This is a genomic window from Elstera cyanobacteriorum (genome assembly GCF_002251735.1).
Lineage (GTDB): Bacteria > Pseudomonadota > Alphaproteobacteria > Elsterales > Elsteraceae > Elstera > Elstera cyanobacteriorum.
In genome coordinates this window covers 55,339-75,358 of record NZ_NOXS01000020.1, presented here as the reverse complement: position 1 = coordinate 75,358, position 20,020 = coordinate 55,339, and the positions used below count along the sequence as shown (strand labels likewise).

Annotated in this window: 12 protein-coding genes; 9 read left to right on the top strand and 3 right to left on the bottom strand. The window is 61.4% G+C overall.

Translation table 11 applies throughout. The annotated features are described in order from the left end of the window. Complete coding sequence (locus tag CHR90_RS01250) at window positions 1–666, bottom strand: TetR/AcrR family transcriptional regulator (protein ID WP_094406924.1); 666 nt, start codon at window positions 664–666, stop codon at window positions 1–3. Between the two features lie 210 nt (window positions 667–876). Here CHR90_RS01250 and CHR90_RS01245 point away from each other — a divergent pair, with 210 nt between their 5' ends. Genes CHR90_RS01245 through CHR90_RS01220 form a run of 6 tightly spaced genes read left to right on the top strand, consistent with a single transcriptional unit; the run spans window position 877 to window position 6,939 of the window. After that, window positions 877–1,386, top strand: a complete 510-nt coding sequence (locus CHR90_RS01245; RefSeq protein ID WP_094406922.1) for a TRAP transporter small permease — start codon at window positions 877–879, stop codon at window positions 1,384–1,386. Between the two features lie 12 nt (window positions 1,387–1,398). Then, window positions 1,399–2,679, top strand: a complete 1,281-nt coding sequence (locus CHR90_RS01240) for a TRAP transporter large permease subunit (RefSeq protein WP_094406920.1) — start codon at window positions 1,399–1,401, stop codon at window positions 2,677–2,679. Between the two features lie 28 nt (window positions 2,680–2,707). Then, window positions 2,708–3,706 (top strand): TRAP transporter substrate-binding protein, encoded by a 999-nt coding sequence (locus CHR90_RS01235; RefSeq protein ID WP_094406918.1) that lies wholly within the window; start codon window positions 2,708–2,710, stop codon window positions 3,704–3,706. 46 nt (window positions 3,707–3,752) lie between these two features. Further along, window positions 3,753–4,208: a type II 3-dehydroquinate dehydratase gene (gene aroQ, locus CHR90_RS01230; RefSeq protein WP_373283961.1), complete on the top strand. Its 456-nt coding sequence runs from the start codon at window positions 3,753–3,755 to the stop codon at window positions 4,206–4,208. Further along, entirely contained in the window at window positions 4,205–5,038 is an 834-nt protein-coding gene (locus tag CHR90_RS01225) for a shikimate dehydrogenase family protein (protein ID WP_094406914.1), read from the top strand. The genes aroQ and CHR90_RS01225 overlap by 4 nt, the downstream gene beginning before the upstream one ends. Before the next feature lie 14 nt (window positions 5,039–5,052). Further along, entirely contained in the window at window positions 5,053–6,939 is a 1,887-nt protein-coding gene (locus CHR90_RS01220; protein WP_094406912.1) for a bifunctional sugar phosphate isomerase/epimerase/4-hydroxyphenylpyruvate dioxygenase family protein, read from the top strand. Window positions 6,940–7,008: 69 nt separating this feature from the next. On the opposite strand, the gene pobA is transcribed toward CHR90_RS01220, so the two are convergent. Next, entirely contained in the window at window positions 7,009–8,181 is a 1,173-nt protein-coding gene (gene pobA / locus CHR90_RS01215; protein WP_094406910.1) for a 4-hydroxybenzoate 3-monooxygenase, read from the bottom strand. A gap of 121 nt (window positions 8,182–8,302) precedes the next feature. Between pobA and CHR90_RS01210 the strand changes: the two genes are divergently transcribed. Further along, window positions 8,303–9,175, top strand: coding sequence for a helix-turn-helix domain-containing protein (locus CHR90_RS01210; RefSeq protein ID WP_094406973.1), 873 nt, complete (start codon window positions 8,303–8,305; stop codon window positions 9,173–9,175). 16 nt (window positions 9,176–9,191) lie between these two features. On the opposite strand, the gene CHR90_RS01205 is transcribed toward CHR90_RS01210, so the two are convergent. Next, window positions 9,192–10,784 carry a WD40 repeat domain-containing protein gene (locus CHR90_RS01205; RefSeq protein ID WP_094406908.1) on the bottom strand — a complete coding sequence of 531 codons (1,593 nt, stop codon included), beginning with the start codon at window positions 10,782–10,784 and terminating at the stop codon, window positions 9,192–9,194. 209 nt (window positions 10,785–10,993) lie between these two features. Between CHR90_RS01205 and CHR90_RS01200 the strand changes: the two genes are divergently transcribed. Both CHR90_RS01200 and CHR90_RS01195 read left to right on the top strand, forming a co-directional pair. Further along, window positions 10,994–11,545 carry a hypothetical protein gene (locus CHR90_RS01200; RefSeq protein WP_141210838.1) on the top strand — a complete coding sequence of 184 codons (552 nt, stop codon included), beginning with the start codon at window positions 10,994–10,996 and terminating at the stop codon, window positions 11,543–11,545. Between the two features lie 227 nt (window positions 11,546–11,772). Beyond that, the gene (locus CHR90_RS01195; protein WP_094406904.1) at window positions 11,773–20,004 is read left to right on the top strand and encodes a non-ribosomal peptide synthetase; all 8,232 of its coding nucleotides are present in this window, start codon (window positions 11,773–11,775) and stop codon (window positions 20,002–20,004) included. Window positions 20,005–20,020: the final 16 nt, after the last annotated feature.

The window sequence follows — 20,020 nt, the reverse complement described above, 5'->3', positions numbered from 1 at the left end:
CTAATCTGCCCGAACGAACCGCAGCACCGCCTCGATCACGCTGGCCCGCCGCCGGATGCGGGCGGCGGGCGCGCCCATATCGTGCCCGAAGACCTGTTCGATAGTGGCGCGGTTCGAGACATTGTAAAAGCTCAGCGCGCTCATCGTCAGGTGGATATCGAGCAGGTTGATGCCGGGGCGGAACACTCCCTCCGCCACGCCGCGCCGGTATACATCCCCGATCATTTCGAGCGCCGACAGGTTGATTTCGCTGATCTTGGTCAGAACCTTCAAATGCCGGGCGTGGTGGATATTCTCGATCATCACCAGCCGGACGAAGTCTGTATTCTCGGCATGGTAATCGAAGGTAAAGCCCGCCAGCGTCGCCAAAGCATCCAGCGGGGGCAGGGCGGCAAGATCGAGCGTGCGTTCGAGCGTGCGGATGCGACTATAGGCTTCCTCCAGCACCGCCAGATACAGGCCCTCTTTATCCTTAAAGTAATAGTAGATCATGCGTTTTGCGGTGGAGGTTTTCGCCGCGATTTCATCGACGCGCGCGCCACTGAGGCCCTTTTCGACGAATTCGGCCCGGGCGGCGTCCAAAATCTCCCGCTTCACGCCCTCCGGGTCTTGTGTCCAAGACTGGGGGCGCTTCAGGCGTGGGGCAGTGGCGGCGGCGGTCGGCATGGTCTTCCTCCTGATTGCCTGACCATAGCATCCACCGCGTGCCGGTAAATGAACTATCTAGATAATTTTACGATTGACGGAATGGACGGGATGGTCCAATTTCGTAGCGTAGGATGCAGCGGTTACAAGTCCGCATAAAGGTCCCGCCCCCTTGGGACGTCCAAAAATCAAAGACAATAACCCCGTCCAGCGGGGACCGGAGGAAACGCGATGCGCATTTGGGTGGAGCGGTATTTCGCCGCTCTTAAGATCATCATCGGCCTGTTGATGGCCGGCATGGTAGTTCTGGTCTTCGGCAATGTGGTGATGCGCTATGCGCTCAACTCCGGCATTACGGTGTCGGAAGAACTGTCGCGCTGGTTCTTCGTCTGGATGGTCTTTCTGGGCGCGCTGATCGGGCTGAAGGAACGGGCGCACCTTGGCCTCGATACGCTAATCCGGGCGCTACCGCTTGCCGGGCGGCGCGCGGCCTTTATCGCCAGCCATCTGCTGATGATCCTCTGCTGCGCGTTGCTGGTGCAGGGAAGCTGGGCGCAAACGCTGATCAATCTGCATGTTCCGGCCTCCGCCTCGGGTCTGCCGGTCGCGCTATTCTATGGCGTCGGCATCGTCTTTGGTCTCTCCGCGCTGCCGATCCTCGGCTACGACCTGCTGCGCGCCCTGGGGGGCCGCATGACGGCGGACGAGTATATCGGCGTCCGCGAGTCGGAAGAGCATTGAGGGCCGCCCGCCATGACAATCCTCATTTTCACCGCCTCGCTGTTGGGGGCGATGGCCCTCGGCATGCCCATCGCCTTCGCGCTGCTGGTCTGCGGCGTCGCGCTGATGCTGCACATCGGCCTGTTCGACAGCCAGATCATCGCCCAGAACCTGATTAACGGCGCCGATAGTTTCCCGCTGCTCGCCGTGCCCTTCTTTATGCTGGCGGGCGAGATCATGAATGCCGGGGGGCTTGCCCGCCGCATCGTGACCGTCGCCATGACCCTGGTCGGCCATGTGCGCGGCGGTCTTGGCTATGTGGCGATCCTCGCCTCCTGCCTGCTCGCCTCGCTCTCCGGATCGGCGGTTGCCGATGCGGCGGCGCTGGCCGCGCTAATTGTCCCGATGATGGTGAAAGCCGGGCACAGCCGCGCCCATGCCGCAGGGCTGGTGGCGGCGGGCGGTATCATCGCGCCGGTTATCCCGCCGTCTATCGGCTTTGTGATCTTCGGAGTCGCGGGCGGGGTTTCGATCTCGAAACTCTTCCTGGCCGGGATCGTCCCCGGGTTGATGCTGGGCGTCGGGCTGGCCATCGCCTGGTGGTACGTCTCGCGCAACGATGGGTCGGAGCGGCAGGCCCGCGCGTCGCTGGCCGAGGTTGGCAAAGCGCTGGTCGATGGCTTCTGGGCACTAATGCTGCCGGTGATCATCGTCGTCGGGCTGCGCTTTGGCATCTTTACCCCGACGGAGGCCGCCGTAGTGGTCGCCGTCTACGCGCTGATCGTCGCGACTTTCGTTTATAAAGAACTGACGCTGAAAGACCTGCCGCGCCTCTTCACGTCGGCGGCAATTACGACAGCGGTCGTCATGTTCCTGGTTGCGGCGGCGCTGGTTGCGTCCTGGCTGATCACGGTGGCCGAGATCACGCACGACATCGTCGCGATGGTGCAGCCCTTCATCGAGAATAAGACGCTGCTGATGATCGTCATCATGCTGCTGGTGGTGATCGTCGGCACTGCGCTCGATATGACGCCGACCATTCTGATCCTAACGCCGGTGCTGATGCCGGTGATCAAGGCCGCCGGGATCGATCCGGTCTATTTCGGCGTTCTCTTCATCATCAATAACGCCATCGGCCTGATCACGCCGCCCGTGGGCACAGTGCTGAACGTCGTCTGCGGCGTCTCGAAAATCAGCATGGAGGAAATCATCAAGGGGGTGACGCCCTTCATGATCGCCCAACTGACCGTGCTGTTCCTACTGATCCTGTTCCCGATCCTCGTCACCGGACCGGCCCGCTGGTTTGCCAGCTAATCCCTAAGAAAAACATCTGGAGGAAACGATGAAAGCCTTAAAAACCGCCCTTCTTGCCACTGCCGCGCTGCTGGTCAGCCACAGCGCGCTCGCACAGGTTTCCGAACGCACCCTGCGGTTCGCCTATCAGAATGTCGCAGAGCATCCGCAAGGCAAAGGCGTCGCCAAATTCGCCGAACTCGCCAAGGAAAAATCCGGCGGCAAGTTCAACGTGCGCGGCTTCCCGGGCGGGCAGTTGGGCGGCGATCTTCAAACCGTCTCGGCCCTGCAAGGCGGCACGATTGATATGACCGTGCTGAACTCCGGCCTGCTCGTCGGTCTCGATAAACGCTTCGCGGTGCTGGATTTCCCCTTCCTCTTCGCCGAACCCAAGGAAGCCGACGCCATCGTCGATGGCCCCATCGGCGCGAAACTGCACGCCGCGCTGACCGATAAGGGGCTGATCGGCCTTGGGTATTGGGAGCTTGGGTTCCGCAACGTCACGAATTCGAAGCGCCCCATCACCAAGATCGAAGACTTTAAGGGCCTGAAGCTGCGCGTGCTGCAATCGCCGCTGTTCATCGACCTGTTCAGCACTCTCGGCGCCAATGCCGTTCCCCTGCCCTTCCCGGAACTTTACTCGGCCTTGGAGCAGAAGGTTGTCGATGGTCAAGAAAACCCCGTGACGACGATCCTGGGTGCCAAATTTAACGAAGTGCAGAAATACGTCTCCGAAACCCGGCATATCTATAACGCCCAGTCGGTGCTGATTTCGAAGAAGACCTGGGACGGTCTGTCGGCCGATGAAAAGAAGATCATCGCCGATTCGATCAAGGAAGCGACCGACTACCAGCGCAAAACCTCGCGCGAGGCGATGGATACGGCGCTGGCCAGCCTGAAGGCCGCCGGGATGGTCCATAACATGCTCGATGCCGCCGAACTCAATCGCATCCGTGCGGCGGTTAAGCCGGTGCTGGATAAATTCGGCCAAGAAGCCGGGGCGGATTTCGTCGCCGACGTGAACGCCGAACTCGCCAAACTGCGTTAACCCCTAAACGTGGGCGGGCGGCTACGGTCGCCCGCCGCCTGGGAGCCTGACCGTGACGCCCTGCGTTTTTATCCTGAACGGGCCGAACCTCAATCTGCTCGGCAAGCGCCAACCCCATATTTACGGCTCGGAAACCCTGGCCGATGTCGAGGCGGCCTGCCGCGAAACGGCGGCGGGGCTGGGCCTGTCGCTGCGGTTTCATCAATCGAATCGGGAATATGAGTTGATCGACTGGATTCACGAGGCGCGGGAAGCCGCAGCCGGGATCGTCATCAACCCCGCTGCCTTCACTCATACGTCCGTCGCGATCCTCGATGCGCTGAACGCCTTCGACGGGCCGGTGATTGAAGTGCATATCTCCAACATCCATAAGCGCGAAAGCTTCCGGCACCATTCCTATGTCTCACTGCGGGCAGACGGGATCATCGCGGGCCTGGGAACCCAGGGCTATGCGTTGGCGGTGCAGCGGGTGGCGCGGCTGCTTGCCGAGGCGGCACGATGATCGACGGCCATACCCGCCTGATCGCCCATATCGGCTTTCCCACCCACAGCTTCAAAGCGCCGCTGATCTATAATCCCTATTTCGATGCGGCTGGGATCAATGCCGTCGTGGTGCCAATGGGCGTGCCGCGCGCCGATTTTGCCGAAGCCTTCCCCGTGATCACCCGCTTCAGCAATTTCCACGGTGCGCTGATCACCATGCCCCATAAGGTCGCCATCGTGCCGATGCTGGATCGGGTTTCGACGGCCGTGACCGTTGCCGGGGCCTGCAATGCCGTGCGGCGCGACGCCGATGGCGCGCTGGTCGGCGATATGTTCGACGGCGAAGGCTTCGCGCGCGGCGTGCTGCGCAAGGGGCGGCGGATCGCCGGGGCAGCGGCACTGATCGTTGGCGCGGGCGGGGTCGGGTCGGCGATTGCCGCCGCCCTCGCCGGGCACGGCCTTGCGCATCTTCGCCTGCACGATACCGACACCGCCGCCGCAGCGGGATTGGCGGCGCGGTTGGTCGCCCATCACCCGGCTTTAACGGTCGAGGTCGGCTCGCCTGACCCCGCTGGCATGGCCCTGGCCGTCAATGCCACACCGCTCGGCATGAGCGATGGCGACCCGCTGCCCATGGCTGTCGACCGGCTGGCCGCCGACGCCCTGGTTGGCGAAGTCGTGATGCGGGCCGAGATTACCCCCTTCCTGCGCGCAGCACTGGCGCGGGGCTGCGCCGTGCAAGTCGGTACCGACATGCTGTTCGAACAAATCCCGGCCTATCTGGAATTCTTCGGTTTCCCGACGACGGATGCCGACCATCTGCGCCAATTGGCGCGCTTCACCCCCTGACAGGAACTGCGGCCATGCAAACCTCCATCGCCACTGTCTGCGTCTCGGGCACGCTTGCGGAAAAGCTCGAGGCGATTGCCGCCGCCGGCTTTCGCCATGTCGAGATTTTTGAAAACGACCTGCTGGCCTTCCCCGGCTCGCCGCGCGATGTGCGGCGGTTATGCGACGATCTAGGCCTTGCCATCGTCACCTGTCAGCCGTTCCGCGATTTCGAAGGCATGCCCGCCGCCCGCCGCACCCGCACCTTCGACCGGGCGGAACGCAAGTTCGATCTGTTGCAGGAACTGGGGTCAGAGCTGCTGTTCATCTGCTCCAGCGTCTCACCGGAAGCAGAGACCGGGCTTGACCGGCTGGCCGCAGATTTCGCCGACCTTGGGGAACGGGCAGCGAAACGCGGCCTGCGTGTTGGATACGAGGCACTCGCTTGGGGCCGCTTCATCCACGATTACCGCGACGCCTGGGAAATCGTCCGCCGCGCCGGGCACCCGAACGTCGGCCTGGTCCTCGACAGTTTCCACGTGCTGTCGCGCGGGCTGGAAGTGACGTCCATTAGCAAGATTCCAGCCGATCGGATTTTCATGGTGCAGGTCGCCGATGCGCCGAAGCTGGAAATGGACTATCTGGCCTGGAGCCGCCATTGGCGCTGCCTGCCCGGGCAAGGCGATCTCGATCTCGCCGGGTTCATGGAGGCCCTAGCCACAACCGGCTATGACGGGGTGCTGAGCCTTGAGATTTTCAACGACCGCTTCCGCGCCGGATCGGCCCGCTCGGTCGCCGTTGATGGTCACCGCTCCCTGCTTTGGTTGCTCGACGAGACCGCCCGGACGCGCGGGGCCGTGCCCAAGGGGCGGCCGCTGCTGCCCCCCGCTGCCGAGGTCTCCGGGGTGGAATTCATCGAATTCGCCGTCGATGAAACCCGCCGCCCGGCGTTGGAAACCCTGTTGCGCGCCCTGGGGTTCGCCTGCACCGGGCGCCACCGCTCGAAGGATGTCACCCTGTGGCGGCAAGGGGATATTCGCTTCATCGTCAATAGTGATGTCGATGGCTTTGCCCATTCCTATTATGTCACCCACGGCGTCTCGGTCTGCGCCTTGGCGCTCAAGGTTCCCGATGCGGCGGCCACCCTGGCCCGCGCGACGGCGCTGCTCGACGTGCCGCACCAGGGCGCGATTGGGCCAGGGGAATTGGATATTCCCGCCATTCGCGGTCTCGGCGGCAGCCTGATTTACTTCGTTGACGGCACGTCTGCCTTATCCCGCTGGGCGGAGGTGGATTTCGGGACGACCGGCGAACCGGTATCGGGCAGTGGCTTGATCGGCGTCGATCACATCGCCCAAACCATGCAGTACGAAGAAATGCTGACCTGGCTGTTATTCTACCTGTCGCTGTTCGACGCTCAGAAAACCCCGTCGCAGGCGGTGATGGACCCGGGCGGCGTGGTGCAAAGCCAAGTCATTGAAAGCGGCCTCGGCCAGAGTGCAGGCGGACTGCGCTTAGTGCTCAACGGCTCGCAAAGCGCCCAGACGCTCACGGCGCGCTTTGTGCAGGAATTCTTCGGCTCCGGCGTGCAGCATATCGCGCTCAGCACCGCCGACCTGCGGGCGACCGTAGCGCAGTTGCGCGCGGCAGGGGTGCCGATGTTGGCGATCCCCGAGAATTACTATGACGATCTCGAAGCCCGCACTGCCCTCGCCGATGCAGAGATCGACGGGTTGAAGGCCCACAATATTCTGTACGATGCCGATGCCAGCGGCAGCTTCCTGCACGCCTATACGCAAATCCTCGACGGCGGTTTCTTTTTCGAATTCGTCGAGCGCCGGGGGTATCAGGGCTATGGCGCGCCGAATGCAACGATCCGGTTGGCAGCGCAAACCCGGCAGCGAGGGCTAACGGTCGGATAAAGGAACAGGGGGCGGCAACGCGCCCCCTGTCTCCAATAGTCTCGAAAACTCTATGGTCGACCGGCAGGATTAGAACGGTAACCCAACGTAGTTTTCCGCCAGCGCCGTTGACGCGGCCTGCGACTGGGCAAGATAGGCAAGCTCCGCTTCCTGCATGCGCTGATCAAAATCGCCCATCGTCGGAAACCGGTGCAAAACGCTGGTCATCCACCACGAAAAACGCTCGGCTTTCCAAATGCGGGCGAGCGCTTTGGCGGAGTAAGCCTCCAGCCCAGCCCCCGACCCATCCCGATACTGTTCCCGCAGCCCTTCGAAGAGATAATGCACGTCACTGGCGGCGAGGTTCAGCCCCTTCGCCCCGGTTGGCGGAACGATATGGGCCGCGTCCCCGACCAGAAACAGCCGTCCGAAGCGCATCGGTTCCGTCACGAACGACCGCAGCGGCGCGATGGACTTTTCGAACGACGGCGCCGTGCGCAGAGCTTCAGCGTGATGGGCGGGCAGACGGCGGCGCAATTCGTCCCAGAAGCGCTCATCGCTCCAGGCGTCGACCGTTTCGTCCACAGAACATTGAATATAATAGCGGCTGCGGGTCATCGACCGCATGGAGCAAAGCGCAAAGCCGCGCGGGTGATGGGCATAAATCAGTTCGGGGCTGACCGGGGCGACCTCGGCCAAAAGCCCCAGCCAGCCGAAGGGGTAGATTTTCTCGAAGGTTCGAAGCGCCGTTTCTGGAACCGATTTGCGGCTAACGCCATGAAACCCATCGCAGCCGGCGATGAAATCGCAGTCAATCCGGTGGGTCTGCCCGTCCTTTTGGTAGGTCACATAGGGGGCATCGCGGTCGAAATCATGCAGGGTCACCGCCTCCGCCTCATAGATCGACAGCGCGCCACTCTGGGCCCGCCCCGCCATCAGATCGCGCGTGACTTCCGTTTGACCATAGACGGTCACCCGCTTGCCCCCCGTCAGCCCGTGCAGGTCGATACGGTGATCTTGGCCGCTGAAGGCCAGCGAAAACCCGTCGTGAATCAACCCCTCGGCGTGTAGCCGCGCCCCCGCCCCGGCTTGGTCGAGCAGCCTGACCGCCCCGTCTTCCAGCACCCCGGCCCGGATGCGGCCCAGGATATACTCCGGGCTAACGCGGTCGAGCAGGATCGTCTCGATCCCCACGGTGGCCAGAAGCTGCCCCAGCAAAAGCCCTGATGGGCCCGACCCAATGATAGCGACCTGGGTGCGCATTTTTTCCTCCCTTTTTATCGGTCTTATGCAGGCAAGGATGCGGCGGCTGGGCGGTTGCAACAATGGACAAACCCGCCAAAAAACTGCACAAATCAACCATAGCCGCTTGAGATCGCTCCCCATGACCCCAACCCCAACCTATCGGCTGTATGGCGAAAGAACCGCAGAAACACCGGGGTTCTGGTTGCACTGCGAAACCATTCGCGCGCGCAGCAGCCGCTACCGCTGGGAAATCCGCCCGCACCGGCATGATGATTTCTTTCAAATTTTATACCTGGACGCCGGGGGCTGTCAGGCCCTGCTGGGGACGCAAGAGATCGCCGTCACCCCGCCCGCCGTGCTGACGGTTCCCCCGCGTCTGCGCCACGGGTTCCGCTTTACCGAAGATACCGAGGGGCTGGTGATCACCCTGCTGAAATCGCACCTGAGCATTCCGCAAGACCGGCAGAGCGAGAGCCTTACCGCGCCCCAGCACCTCCCCCTCTCCCCGGCATCGCCCGATGCCGCCTATCTGGTCGAAACCCTGCGGCGGCTGAGTGCGGAATTCGCCGACCGGCGGCCTAACCGGGATGGGCTGATGGCGGCCTATACTGGCCTACTGCTTCAGATGATCGCCCGCCTCGGCCAGGACAGAGCCCCCAATGGGCAGGCGGGTGAAGACCGGCTCGACCGGCTGAAGGGATTGATCCACCGTCATTTTCGGGATCACCGGCCCGTTTCTTTCTATGCAGCGGAACTTGGCCTGTCGCTGACCCATCTCAACCGCCTTGTCAGGGCGGCAACCGGCGAGGCCCCGTCAGACCTGATCGCTGCCAAGCTGATCGACGAGGCAAAGCGCGACCTTATCTTCTCGCGCGCGCCGATCCAGGACATTAGCTACCGCCTCGGCTTTAGCGATCCCGCCTATTTCTCGCGCTTTTTCACGAAACGCACCGGCAAGCCGCCGCTTGTCTGGCGCCGGGAGCAGCAGGCCAAAGTGGGACTGGAGAGTTAGCACCCCCGACGGGGGACTATCGCGGGCAGAGGCCGTGGGCCGCCGGGGTGGGGACCGCATCGCGATCACCGTCGCTGGTAGCAACGCCAAAGTTTGACCATTGCGCGCGCGTCAAGCAGCGCGGGAGATGATCCCTTATCTCCTTAATCAAGTCGCTCAGCTCGGGAAAGGCATAGTCCCCAATGGCCCCATCGGCGGAGGCCGTGACGGCCCGGGTCGCATCGGAACTGAACGGCACAGCCAATGGATCTGCCGATAGTCCGGACAAATCCCACACCCGCGCCGTCTTGTCCGTGGCGGCAGTAACAATCTGGGTACCATCCGGACTGAAACGCGCGTCCGTGACCCTGCCTGTATGGCCGATGAGAGTGGTGATAATGTTTCCCGACAGATCCCACACCCGCGCGGTGTGATCACGCGAGGCCGTAACGATCCGAGAGCCATCCGGGCTGAAACTGGCGGCACTGACCCAGCCCGTCTGTCCAGCCAGAGGGCTCACTGCGGGCGTTGGTCCGGAGATATCCCAAACCCGCGCCGTCCCATCGTCCGAGACAATGACGATCCGGGAGTCGTCGGGGCTGAAACGAGCATCCTTAACCCGGCCCGTATGGCCAGTCACAAGAGTTGCGGAAGGGGACGGCCCCGAGAGGGGCCATACCCGCGCCGTCCCATCGTCTGAGACAATGACGACCTGCGAGCCGTTGGGATTGAAGCCCGCGTCCGTAACCCGGCCCGTATGGCCAGTCAGGGTGGCGACAAGATCCCCGGAGAGGGTCCAAACCTGCGCGATCCCCTCCTCAGAGGCGGTGACGATCCGGGAGCCGTCAGGGCTGAACCGGGCAACCGTAATCCAACCCCGATGTCCGCTCAGGTTCGTGACCGAGCTCCCGGGCAGATCCCAGATACTCCCAGGATGGCGCGAAACGGTAACGTTTAAGACGCCATAGTATCTAAAACCGCCGACCGTGGCACCGCCTACCTGTTCGGTCAGCGTGGCAAGCGGACGCCCCGATAGGTCCCAGACACCTGCTGTCCAGCCCTTAGAGCCGGTGACGAGCCCACCAGCAGAGGTGGTAATGATTCGCGTCCCATCGGGGCTGAAGTTGGCAGCCGTAACCCAGGCCCCATGTCCGGGCATGGTGGCGATGGGACGCCCGGAGGCATCCCACACCCGCGCGGTGCCATCCAACGACGCCGTAACGATCCGGGTACCATCCGGGCTGAAGCTGGCCGTGGTGACGGTTGCGTCGTGGCCGATCATTCCGGCCACTTCCCGATTCTGTAGCCACGCATGCCGCAAGGCCGCCTCGGCCTCCACCGTCAACGGGCGGTTCTGACGTAACCGAGGGTCGGGGAGCGCCTCGAGTGCCAGCAGAATTGCCGACATATGATCCCCTCGTTCGCTCTCTTTGCCGGACAGGGCTGCAAGAAGCCGGGACTCCCGACGCAGAACTTCATCGATCTGGGCGCGCGGTACTGCGGGCAACCTAACCGCGAGGGCAGCGATTGACATGGCCAGCAGTGCAATCGCAAGCAGCAGCCCGCGCTTCGCGCGATGGTTTGGCGGCTCTAGGGGCTGCGGTTGGTCCAAAAGTTTACGGTTCTGCACTCCTGCTCCCTTCTAGGCCACCTTAGGGACCCAGCCTATCTGCTAACATGGGTTGTTTTGCGCCTTGCCAGATTTTATGAAGTCGTATTTGCTACACCTTTAGTATCGTAATAGCGGGGGTACCTATCGTTTCCGTGTCCTGGATAACAGCGATTCTCTCCTCTCTCGATTTAGGCGGGCGCGCTAACTTCTTAGACGATACCGAAGCTTTGACCCGCTGGCATCGATGGTCTGCCCAGTCATTGATGCCGTTTGGCCGTGACATTGCTGAGCTTACGGGCGGAAATATACACCTTTACCAGCGGGTTATTGAGTGCCACGCCACCTCGGCAACCGAGGAAGAGTGGATCGACTGTTTGCAGCCGATGTTTAGTGACTTGTTCGAACGCGGCTATCCAGTTCGGCGCTCTTTTGAGGCGGCCTATAGCAGTGCTATGGCTTACGCCGAACAGAATAGCCTAATGATTACCGAGCATTTTGGCACGTCAGAAGCCTATGCAACCTATTATGCGACCCTGAATAGCAGCACTAACCAGATCGCGGCCAGCCAAGCCAACGCTAAGATTCGGGCAAGATGGACTGCAAAAGCCTATACGCGCAAAGATAGCGTTTTGTTCGCACAAACATACCCTCAGGCCATTATTTATGCCCTAGCCGAAGGGTATGCGAATGCTCACACAAATCTTGATGCGTCAAAAGCCCGTGATGATGCACGCAGAAGGCTATCAAAAAATTTCCTACCTATATTTTCTATTGAATAGGAAAGATCATCGATTGCATGAAAATTACTAATTTATTAAAAACATCACCTTTCAAAGCATAATTAATTTCAAATAAATTAATATGCCCCACAAAATTCCACTCCAGAAAAAAACAGTTGCACTCGAATCGAGTTTGCACGTAGTGTTATTGTAGAATCAATGAGCAATAAGTGTTTCAGGGCGATCTAGGAGCTTGCTCACCAAGTTCTTAGAGACGTCTATGGGCAATGGGGGCTTTTTTGTCTTTAGCTGATAAGATAAATTCCAGAAACAATTCTTTTGATCCTGACCCTCTCTCGACCATCGCAGCCCATGCCGAAACCCAACCGATGGCAATTGCGCTGACGGATGAGGGGGGCGATCTTTCCTACGCGGCGCTGATCCACGAGGCACAGGGGGTAGCCCAAGCTTTAGCCGAAAGCGGCGTAACCATCGGCACGGTCGTTGCTGTGTCCTTTCCGCAGCGGCGGCATCAAATTGTGAGCCTGCTCGCCCTCTGGTATCTCGGGGCAATCTACCTACCGCTTGACCCTGCAAATCCGCCTGCGCGTGTTGCCAATATTCTCGGGCAAGCCAAGCCCGCGCTTGCCCTAACCGACCCTGCAACCTCCCTGGCAGCGGGCGCCGATGGGTTCTCGCTTCCCCGCCTTGATCTTCCAAAACAACGGCCTACCCTCTTCACTCCGCCCGCCTACGACCCTGAGCGGTTGGCCTATATCATTTTTACATCGGGTTCGACCGGCGCGCCGAAGGGCGTGATGCTGCGTCATCGGGGCCTGGGGGCTGTCATTGCGGCCCAAGCTAGCGCCTTCGCCCCCGGCCCTGGGGATTCTATTCTCCAATTCGCGTCCTTCGGGTTCGATGCATCGCTGTTCGAGATCCTTCTGGCACTCGCGCATGGCGCGCGCCTCGTTCTGCCGCCGCCCGGCCCACCCCCTTTGGCGGAGGCGCTGACGGATTTTCTGACGGTCGAAGGGATTAGCCTTGCAACCTTGCCACCGGCGGCTTTAACCGGTTTATGTCCGCCAGCATACGCCAAGTTGCGGGCCGTTATTCTAGCGGGTGAGGCGCCACACCCGGCCCTTATTAATGCGTGGTCGGCCCAGTGCCGTGTTTTCAATGCCTACGGCCCGACGGAAGCCACAATCTGGTCCAGCCTCTACCCCTGTCCTCCCGACGGCGGCTCAACAAACGAGAACGACGCCCCTGTACCGATTGGTTGGCCAATCGAAGGCACCGAATTTCATATTTTCGACGCGAACGGAACCCCTGTTCCCGAAGGGGAAAGTGGCGAGCTTTACCTCGGCGGCATCGGTATTGCCGCAGGTTATATCGGCGCGCCCGATCTGACAGCGGACCGCTTTCGACCACACCCGCAGCACGCGGGAGAGGTTCTTTACCGCACGGGTGACCGCGTTCGTCGACGCGCTGATGGTGCTTATCTGTTTCTCGGGCGGATCGATTATCAGATCAAACTGCGCGGCTATCGGATCGAACCCGGCGAAATCGAGGCGCAGATGTGCCGCTTACCGGACATCCGCGAAGCCCTGGTAACGCTGCACGGTGGCACGCAGTTAACCGCCTATTACACCGCCCCGAAACCCCAACCGCCACAAGCGCTAAAAGCTGCACTCGGCACCACGCTGCCCGCTTGGATGCTGCCCGCCGCCTTTGTTTGGCTAGCGCGCTTTCCTTTAACGATAAATGGCAAGATCGACCGGGCCGCGCTGCCGCCCCCCGACCCAGAGGCCGTTATCCGCCATCCTTACGCGCCACCGCAGACCCCTTTTGAGGAGGCTGTTGTCGCTGTTTGGTCCGAAATCCTCGGTCTTTCTGGGATATCGCGCCATGATGACTTTTTAAGCCTAGGGGGAAATTCGCTTACTGCCGCGCAAAGCGTCGGGCGGCTTCGGGATCGGCTCAATCGCCTTGTCAACATCGGTGATATTTTTGCCGCGCCGGTTGTTGCTGATCTTGCCCTTCGGCTTCAAAATGCCCCCATTGTATCCAAGCGCGAAGCACGATTGGTTGATTTTGCGGCCCCTGCCCCGCCGCCACTTTCCGAACAGCAAAAGGGGGTTTGGCTTCTCGAAAAACTCTCGCCCAACTTGCTGGCATATAATGCGCAGTCTGTCATTCGCTGGCGGGGAAAATTGGATCGCGCAGCCCTGCGCCGGGCACTCGATCAGATCATCGCCCGCCATGAAATTTTCCGCACGGCCTTTCCCGAAGATGCGTCGGGAACCCCCTTTCAGCAAGTTTACCCAAACGCGCAGGCGGCCTTAACCGAGGTTGATCTCCGGCAGACCGCCGATCCTATTGCAGCCCTCTGGGCCGAGGTTGGCGACAGCGTGAAGCGGCCCTTCGACCTAACTCGCCTGCCCCTCGTACGCTGGGTTCTTTTTACCTTGGCGCCCGACGATTATGCCCTGCTGCATATTGAACATCATCTCGTGCATGACGGCTGGAGCGCCAATCTATTTCTGCGCGAACTGCTGGCCCTATACGGACAGGATTCTTCGGCCTTACCGCCGCTCCCGGCGCAGTACCGCAACTATGTTGCTTGGCAAACCAGTGCCGAGGCCGAGGCGCGATTCGCCGAGGATTTAACCTATTGGACTCATAAACTCGCTGGCGCCCCCCAGGTTCTAGAGCTGCCGCAAGATTTTCCGCGCCCGCAGCAGATGAGCTTCCGGGGGCGGCAAATCCGCCACGAAATCCCGGCGGCGCTCTTTGCCCGCATCGAAGCCTTCTGCCGCAATCAGCACGTAACGCCCTATACGGTTTTGCTCGCAGCCTTCCAGCTTCTCCTAAGCCGCTACACGGGAATGGAGGATTTCGTCACCGGCTCCGCAGCGGCCAATCGTCCCCATCAGGAGGCTGAGGGGATGCTGGGAATGTTCGTCAACAGCATTGTGCTCCGCGCCAACCTTTCGGGCGATCTTAGTTTTATTGATTTGGTTCATCGAGTGCATGCAACGGTGGCCGAAGCCTATGACCATCAAAGCCTGCCGTTCGAACGTTTAGTGCGGGCGCTTCAGCCGCAACGGACGACCGCGCGTAATCCGATTTTCCAAGTGGGGTTCAGTTTTCATAACTCCGCCTTACCGCCGCTGGAGCAAGCCGATTTCTCGCTGTCGCTGTTTGAAGCCTATAGCAATGACAGTGCGAAGTTTGACCTTGAGGTCGTTATTCTTCCGCGCGGGCAGGCTGAAGCCCGTACCTTGACCCTGCTATGGACCTATGCCGCCGACCTGTTTTTGCCGGAAACGATTGACCGGGTGCGCACGGCCTATGCCGATCTTCTGGAAGCCTGCCTGGATGATCCGCTGAAAGCGCTGGCGCAATTGCCCGTCGCCGCGCGGGCGGAACGGGCGCTCAGCCTCTCGGCATGGAATGAAACCGTCGCGCCCCCCCATGATCCGCGCCCCCTGCCGGTCCGGTTCGCCGATCAGGCTGCGCGCACGCCCGACGCGATTGCCCTCAGCCTAGACGGGCAATCGCTGACCTATCGTCAGCTCGAAGCTCAATCCACCGCACTCGCGCATCGCTTGCGTAAGCTTGGCGTCGGTCCGGAGATTGTGGTTGCCCTTTGCTTAGAGCGTTCTTTCGACCTCATCGTCGGCGTCCTAGGCATCTTAAAAGCGGGCGGGGCCTATTTGCCGCTCGACCCGGCCAGCCCGGTTGAACGCTTGGCCTTTATTCTCGACGATGCCAAACCCCGCGCCCTGCTAACCCATGCTGAAACACGGGACGTGGTGACCGCAGCCCAGGCGACCCTGCGCGAACCGGTTGCACTTGTCGGGCTAGACACCCCAGAACTAGTTACCGCTGCTACGTCGGAGACGGCTGAAACTCTGCCGGTGATTTTAGCCGAAACGCTCGCCTATATCATTTACACCTCAGGCTCTACCGGCCAACCGAAAGGCGTTCTGGTCGAACATCGACAAGCGACACGGCTATTTGATGCGACGGCCCCCTGGTTTGGGTTTTCGTCAACCGATGTATGGAGCCTGTTCCACTCAATCGCTTTCGATTTCTCAGTTTGGGAAGTCTGGGGGGCGCTGCTGTATGGCGGGCGGCTGGAGATTGTTCCGAAGGCGACCGCCCAGGTTCCAGAGATTTTTTATGAGTGTCTCTGCCGCGCGGGCGTCACGGTGCTGAACCAAACACCAAGCGCCTTTTTAGCCCTGATGGCAGCGCAAGCGGCAAGCCCAACACCGCACCGGTTACGAACGGTCATTTTTGGTGGCGAAGCGCTCGACGTAACCCGCCTCCAGCCTTGGTATGCCGACGCCCGCAATCAGGCCGTTCAACTCGTCAATATGTACGGGATCACCGAGACAACGGTGCATGTCACCTACCGGCCTCTTGTGCCGGAAGATTGCCAGAGCCCGCCGATAAACGGCAGTCCCATCGGAAATAAAATTCCCGATCTACGGCTTTACGTACTCGATCAGGCCGGGCACCCCGCCCCAATTGGCGCGCCGGGCGAACTCTATATCGGCGGTGCTGGGGTGGCCCGCGGCTATCTGAACCGATCCCAGTTGACCGCCGAACGCTTTCTACCCAGCCCCTTTGTTCCAGGGGATCGACTCTACCGGTCGGGCGATCTGGCCCGCCGGAACCCCGACGGGTCAATTGACTATCTGGGACGGAACGATTTTCAGGTCAAAATTCGCGGCTTCCGCATCGAACTTGGCGAAATCGAGGCGAGGCTTAAGCAGTATCCCGGCGTTCACGATGCGCTGGTCATAGCGCGCCCTGATCCCTATGGCGACGCGCAACTCGTGGCCTATTGCAAGTCACCCGCCCCGCTCGCGTCCGCTGATCTGCGGGCCGCACTGGCTGAAAGCCTGCCGGATTATATGATCCCGGCGGCCTTTGTGACCCTAGCAATCTTTCCGCTGACGGCTAACGGCAAACTAGACCGACATGCCTTGCCTGCCCCGGAACTGACCACGTCAGATACAGCCTACGCCCCGCCTGCGACCGAGATCGAGCGCCAGATTACGGCTATTTGGGCCGAGGTTCTCGGGCGCGCGCCCATTGGGCGGCATGATGATTTCTTCGCCCTCGGGGGGCATTCTCTCCTAGCCATGCGGGTAGCCGCAAAACTGCGTCAGGCCGGTTTACAGTTGGACGTGCGGCGGCTTTTTAGTCATGCGACGCCTGCCCGATTAGCAACACTTCTTGAGACGGTTCATCCCGTCGAGACGGTACCGCCAAACCTTCTGACCCCCGACACCGCACGCCTGACGCCGGAGATTTTACCGCTCGTGACGCTGCCACAGGCCGACTTGGATCGGATTGTAGGTCAAACGCTCGGGGGGCTCTCTGCTATTCAGGATATCTACCCACTTACCCCATTTCAGGAAGGTATTCTCTACCATCATCTGCTGACCCCCGGCAGCGACCCGTATTTACTGTGGACGGTGATGCGGTTCGACAGTCGGGCGGCACTGGATGCCTATTGCCAGGGGTTCCAAGCCGCGATTGCCCGCCACGATATTCTGCGCACCGGCCTATACTGGGAAGGCATAAGCCAGCCCGTTCAAATCGTTTACCGCACCGCTGACTTACCGATTACGGATGTCGCCTTACCCCCAAGCGATGACCCCGTTGCCGCGCTGATTGCAGCGGTGAACCCGCCAAGTCTGCAGTTCGATTTACGCCGTCCGCCGCTCGTAAGGCTATTCTGCGCCTCGGAAGGAGGGGACCGCTGGCTGGTTCTGAAAACTTTCCACCATGCGATAGACGATAATACGTCGCTAAAACAACTCAAGGCCGAGATCGCGGCGCTGGCATCCGGGCAATCTGCGGTGCTACCGCCGCCGATCCCTTTCCGCAATTTCGTTTTCCGCGCGGGTCGAAACGCCGATACACCCGAAGCCCGGGCCTTTTTCAAGACCTTGCTGGCAGATGTCACCGAAACCGCCGCCCCCTTCGGCTTACACGATCATCATGGCGATGGCAGTCGCGTGCAGGTGGATCGGCGTTGGCTGGGAGGCTCGGCGACCGCCCGCCTGCGGGCTGCTGCACAGGCCCATCGGCTTACCGTTGCAAGCCTCGTCCATTGCGCCTTTGCCAGCGCACTCGCCCGGTGCTGTGGCCCGACAGCACCGACGGTCTTTGGAACGGTCCTTTTTGGACGGTTGGGCGGCGAAGTGGGGAGTGATTATAGCCTCGGGCCGTTCATCAACACGCTGCCGTTACGCCTAGAGACGCGGACAGGCACCTGCGCTGACGCGGCGGCGGAGGCCCATCGGCGCCTCTCGGCCCTCTTGCGGGTTGAACATACTGCGCCGGTCATTGCGCAGCAGATGAGCGGTATTCCATCGCCGGCACCACTCTATGCAGCGCTGCTGAACTATCGGCACGCCCGCCGCATGGCCGACGACACGGTACTCGCCCTGCCGGGCCTAACCGACCTTGGTGGGGAGGAGCGGTCGCATTATCCGCTGATGCTGGCCGTCGATGATTTCGGCGACGATATGCGCCTTACCACCCATCTCCGCGCCCCGATCGCGCCGGGGCTTTTCGCCGATATGGCCGTGGCGGCGCTCAATGCCCTTAGCAGCGCACTCTTGGCCGAGCCGGAGCGGCCCATCGCTTCGCTCGACTGCTTCCCCTCCAATCTGTGGGGGGCGTTGCGTCGGGAACCCCTTGCAACCGAGTCCGGTGATACGCTTGCCGACCGCTTAACCGCAGTATCGCGAACGATGGCCGCGCGGCAAGCCGTTGTGGCGCCGGACGGCAGTTTGACCTACATGGCCTTGCACGCCAAAGCCGACCGGCTGGCCCAGCGCCTGATCGGCCTCGGTGTTGGCCCCGATCAACGGGTTGCCCTCAGCTTTCAGCGCGGGGGCGACATGATCGTCGCAATCCTTGCCGTCTGGAAGGCGGGCGGTGCATATGTGCCGCTTGACCCCGAGTATCCCGCCGCCCGGCTCGCCCATTGTCTCCGCGATTCGGCCCCCGTGGTCGTCCTGAGCCATCGACCGGCGGCAGCCGTGGTGACGGCAGCGATACGCGAAGCCGGGGTACCGTTACCGATCCTCTGGCTTGACGACCCCGAAGCCGAGGGGCAGCCCAGCGCACCGCTGCCCGCCCGCCCCTCGGCGCCCGAAAACTTGGCCTATGTCATTTATACGTCCGGCTCTACCGGGCTGCCTAAAGGGGTGATGGTTCCGCAACGCGGCGTGCTTGCCTTACTCGATTGGGCCATCCAGCACTTCGAAATTCACCCTAGTGATCGGTGCCTAGCCGTTACCTCGACAAGCTTCGATATTTCGGTTTTGGAGATTATGGCACCCCTGCTGGTTGGCGCCACCGTGATCGTCGCCCCACCCGACTATAGTGCCCCTGGCATTCTTCCGAGTCTGATCCAAAGCCAGCACGTCACTGTCGCTCAAATGGTGCCCACGGCGCTGCGGCTCTTACTGGAAGCGCCAGATGTGCAGGCCTGCCAAAGCCTTCGGGCCCTGCTCTGCGGGGGCGAAGCGATGCCGCCGGCCCTGATTGGCCTTGCGCGCACACGTTTGCCCCGCGCGCAGCTCTTCAATCTATATGGGCCGACCGAAACGACCATCTGGTCATTCTGCTATCGCTGCGAGGCTGAAGAAGCGCCGGTACCGATTGGCCTGCCCATCACGGGGACGCGCGCCTATCTGCTCGATCCGGCCGGAAACCCGGTTCCGCCAGGGGCCGTGGGTGAAATTGCCATCGGCGGTCTCGGGGTCGCGCGCGGCTACCTCAATCGCCCCGACCTGACAAAGGAGCGATTTCGCCCGGATCCTCTGTTCCCAACAGAACGCCTGTACCTGACCGGCGACCTTGGCCGGATACGCCCAGAAGGGGCTTGGGAGTTTCTTGGGCGCCAAGATCTTCAGGTGAAACTGCGAGGGTTCCGGCTAGAGCTAGGAGAAATCGAAGCGCGTCTCGCGGCGTTTCCGGGAGTACGCGGCGCCGCCGTTCGCCTGCTGCCCGATCCCTCGGGGGAACCGCGCCTGGTTGCAACCCTTGCCGCCCCGGAACCGGTGTCCGTTCAAGCGATCCAAAGCTTTCTCGCAGAAACGCTGCCGCCCTACATGCGGCCAAACCTGATTCAGCACCTTCCGGCGCTCCCGCTCACCCCGAACGGCAAAATCGATCGGGCAGCGCTCCCCATGCCCGACGCGGAACTAATGATACCGCGCGCAACCTACGTGCCGCCGGAGACCCCCATCGAGCAGGCTATCGCAGCAATTTGGGCTGAAGTCTTAAGCGTGGAAGCGGTTGGGTTGACCGATTCTTTCTTCGACCTCGGCGGTCACTCCCTGCTGGCAACCCGCATTCTCACGCGCCTACGCGACTTGCTCGGCGTCGATCTCAGGCTACGGGATTTGTTCGACCATCCAACGGTGGGCGACCTCACCGCCTTCCTGTTTGCTAGCGCTGATTTTTCAGGCGCGGTCTAAGTTTTTCGAGGATTCG